This window comes from Enterobacter sp. EC_64 (assembly GCF_019584165.1).
In the GTDB taxonomy this organism is placed as follows: Bacteria; Pseudomonadota; Gammaproteobacteria; order Enterobacterales; family Enterobacteriaceae; genus Enterobacter; species Enterobacter roggenkampii.
Window position 1 is genome coordinate 1 of record NZ_VDAS01000106.1, and the last position, 229, is coordinate 229.

1 pseudogene is annotated in these 229 nt (G+C 44.1%); it reads left to right on the forward strand.

The annotated features are described in order from the left end of the window. Nucleotides 1-117: 117 nt before the first annotated feature. Nucleotides 118-229 (forward strand): annotated as a pseudogene (locus FHC52_RS22675) (IS110 family transposase); the annotation flags it as partial.

Consider the following 229-nt stretch of genomic DNA (forward strand, 5'->3'; position numbering starts at 1 on the left):
AATGTTTTATAACAGTAAGCGTCGGCATGGTTCTAGCGAACAGATGTCACCGACAGAATATGAAAACCAGTATTATCAACGGCTCGGAAGTGTCTAGATTATCCGTGGCGATTCAAGATCCGAACTTTGTTGGTTCAATGTGCCAGGGTATTCATACAAAAACTGGAACACCAGTCTGGCAAATTGGCCGATTGGGTCAGGGATTTACTGTGCCGGAAAAGCAACTTTG